The organism is Mesorhizobium sp. M7A.F.Ca.CA.004.12.1.1 (genome assembly GCF_003997835.1).
Lineage (GTDB): Bacteria > Pseudomonadota > Alphaproteobacteria > Rhizobiales > Rhizobiaceae > Mesorhizobium.
Window position 1 is genome coordinate 1 of the sequence record NZ_RZRK01000842.1, and the last position, 2612, is coordinate 2612.

The 2612-nt window shown below is 62.2% G+C and carries 2 protein-coding genes and 1 pseudogene; all 3 read left to right on the forward strand.

Annotation, left to right across the window (positions count from 1 at the left end):
* Positions 1-358, forward strand: a pseudogene (locus EN984_RS30535) (ABC transporter ATP-binding protein); the annotation flags it as partial.
* Entirely contained in the window at positions 351-1409 is a 1059-nt protein-coding gene (locus tag EN984_RS30540; RefSeq protein ID WP_127270302.1) for an ABC transporter permease, read from the forward strand. The pseudogene EN984_RS30535 and the gene EN984_RS30540, both read left to right, overlap by 8 nt.
* A 14-nt stretch (positions 1410-1423) precedes the next feature.
* Positions 1424-2347, forward strand: coding sequence for an ABC transporter permease (locus EN984_RS30545; protein WP_127270303.1), 924 nt, complete (start codon positions 1424-1426; stop codon positions 2345-2347).
* Positions 2348-2612 lie beyond the last annotated feature (265 nt).

Genomic DNA, 2612 nt, shown 5'->3' on the forward strand with positions numbered 1-2612 from the left:
GGCCATCGATGCGTTCGATATCCGCGGCGCGACGCCGGAACGGCCGGCCTCTTTGCTCTCGGGAGGAAACGCGCAGAAAGTGTTGCTCGCGCGGGAGCTCGATCACGGCCTGAAGGTTCTCATAGCGCATTCCCCTTCTCGCGGGCTGGACATGAAAGCGGCCGAGTTCGTCCGATCGGCGATCCGCGGAGCTGTGGAAGCCGGCGCGGCCTGCCTTCTGATCAGCGAGGATCTCCAGGAGGTCATGTCCCTGTCCCATCGGGTGGCCGTCATGAACAGAGGAAGGATCGTCGGCTGCCGTCAGACCGGCGACGTCACGCCTGAATGGATAGGAGGCCTTTTAGCAGGCCATGCTTGACACAGCTTTCCTTGTTCGCAGGCAAAATCCCGGCTTCTTGTTGACCAGTCTCAGTTATGTTGGCGGACTGTTGGTCGGGCTGACGGTTTCGGCGGTGCTGCTCGTGCATGCGGGCGTGCCGGCAAGCGCTCTTGTGGATGAGTTCCTGATTGCAACTTTTCTGACCTCGGACGGCCTCTCCCAGACGGCGACGGCCGCTTTACCGTTGGTGCTAGTCGGCCTCGCCTCCGGCGTTGCCATGCGCGTGCGGTTTTGGAACATCGGCGTGGAGGGCCAGCTATGGCTCGGCGCGATCGCGTCAACCTGGGTGGCGCTGAACGGCAGCGGGCCTGAAGTGCTGAGGTTGCCGACGATGTTCGTTCTGGCAGCGCTTGCGGGAGCCGCCTGGATTGCGATTCCGCTTTTTCTGAAACTCAAGTGGGGCGTTAACGAGGTTATTTCGACCCTGCTGCTGGGAAGCGTCGCGTTTCTGCTCGTGCAGCATCTTCTGTTCGGGGTCTGGAGAGACCCTTCCAACAGCTTTCCCGTGACCGCCACCTTTCCCGAGGCGAGCTGGTTTCCCGTTCTGGGATGGGGGCAGTTGCATGCCGGAATCTTCCTGGTCGCCGTTATCGCATTGTCCATCTGGTTCGTCATGGAACACAGCCGGGTCGGCTTCTACGCGGATGCTGTAGGTTTCAACGCCAAGGCCGCGCTCGCCACGGGCCTGCCGGTGCTCAGCATAGCCGTGGGGCTCGTGCTGCTCTCCGGCGCTCTCTCAGGCGTTGCCGGCATGATGATCGTGGCGGGGACGGAGCACCGCCTCAACCAGTCCGTCGGCAACGGCTATCTCTTCAGCGCGATCGTGATCGCCTACCTGGCCCGCGCGAAGCCATTGTGGGTGGTCGTGATCTCTTTCGCGCTCGGCGCGGTGTTCACCGCCGGGAATGTCCTGAAGGTTTTCTACTCGATCTCCGAAGCGATGATCGTGCTGATGCAAGGCGCGGTACTGATGTCGATTTTGATGGCGCAGTTCTTCAGCTCCTATTCGCTCAAACGGCCCAAGAACTAGGAAGGGGCAGTTGCATGGATTTTCTGATCGGCTGGATTGCCATCATTCCGAGCTATGCGGCACCGTTGCTGCTGGCGAGCCTCGGCCTCATTATCTGCGAAAGAGCCGGCGTTCTCAATCTTGGAGCGGAAGGGCTCATGGCGGTCAGTGCCATGACCGGCGCGATGACGGTGCTTTCCGGAGCCGATCCTTGGGTTGGTCTTGCCGCCGGCTCAGCGGCCGCGATGGCTCTCGCTCTGCTGTTTGGAATATCGACAGTCGCCTTGCGCGCCAATCATACGCTCGCCGGCCTAGCCGTCGTCGCAATCGGACTGGGCATCACCGGGGTCGTGGGGCGACCCTACGTGCAGAAGACCTTTTCTGGCATTTCCACACTTGGCGACCTCTTCGGGATAGACCGCGGTTCGGCATTCGGCCGCATTTTCGCGGTGCAGGACCCGGTTACGCTGGCGCTGCCGACCCTGGTCGGCGCGCTCTGGTGGTGGCTTTCCAAAAGCCGACATGGCCTCAGGTTGAGGTCCGTCGGGGAAAACCCGGCCGCCGCGGATGTCGCGGGTATCGACGTGCAACTGGTTCAGTTCGGGGCTGTCCTGGCATCCGGGCTGTTTTGTGGTCTCGCCGGAGCCTATCTCTCAGTCGCCACAAGTCATGTCTGGGTGGAGGGAATGGTCGCGTCGCGCGGCTGGATTGCCGTTGCGCTCGTCATCTTTTCGCGCTGGAACGCGGCTCGAGCTCTCTGGGGTGCGCTTCTTTTCGGAAGCGCGGATGCGCTTGTGCCTAGACTACAAGCCATAGGCGCCGACGTTCCTGTCTATCTCATGATGACTTTGCCGTACTTGCTGACGCTTGTCGTGCTGGTGGCAGGCTCATTGGGCGGCCGGCGCTCCGGCGAGCCGGCCTTCCTCGGCAGGGTCTATCTACGACAAGACAAACAATAAGGAACTTGCCCGGTTCATGAGCCCCGCCGCCCGCATCCTTCTGGACTTCGCGGATTTCATGGACAAGCATCAAGGATCGCCGATGTCTGTGCCGTCCCCCCTCGCCCGGCGCTGACCCTGCGGCTCCGCTCGACGCCTATTCGCGTGCCACTAACCGTGAGATCAAGAACAAAGCGCCACGGAGACGACAGAGGGGGTCGCCGCGCGTAAAGCGCCAACGTCATCCGCAACAGCAGGCCGAGCCCAGCCGGACCGCCCCCTCTGG

Coding starts and splice junctions, on each gene's coding strand:
- EN984_RS30540 (WP_127270302.1), top strand. CDS start 351: ATGCTTGACACAGCTTTCCTTGTTCGCAGGCAAAATCCCGGCTTCTTG.
- EN984_RS30545 (WP_127270303.1), top strand. CDS start 1,424: ATGGATTTTCTGATCGGCTGGATTGCCATCATTCCGAGCTATGCGGCA.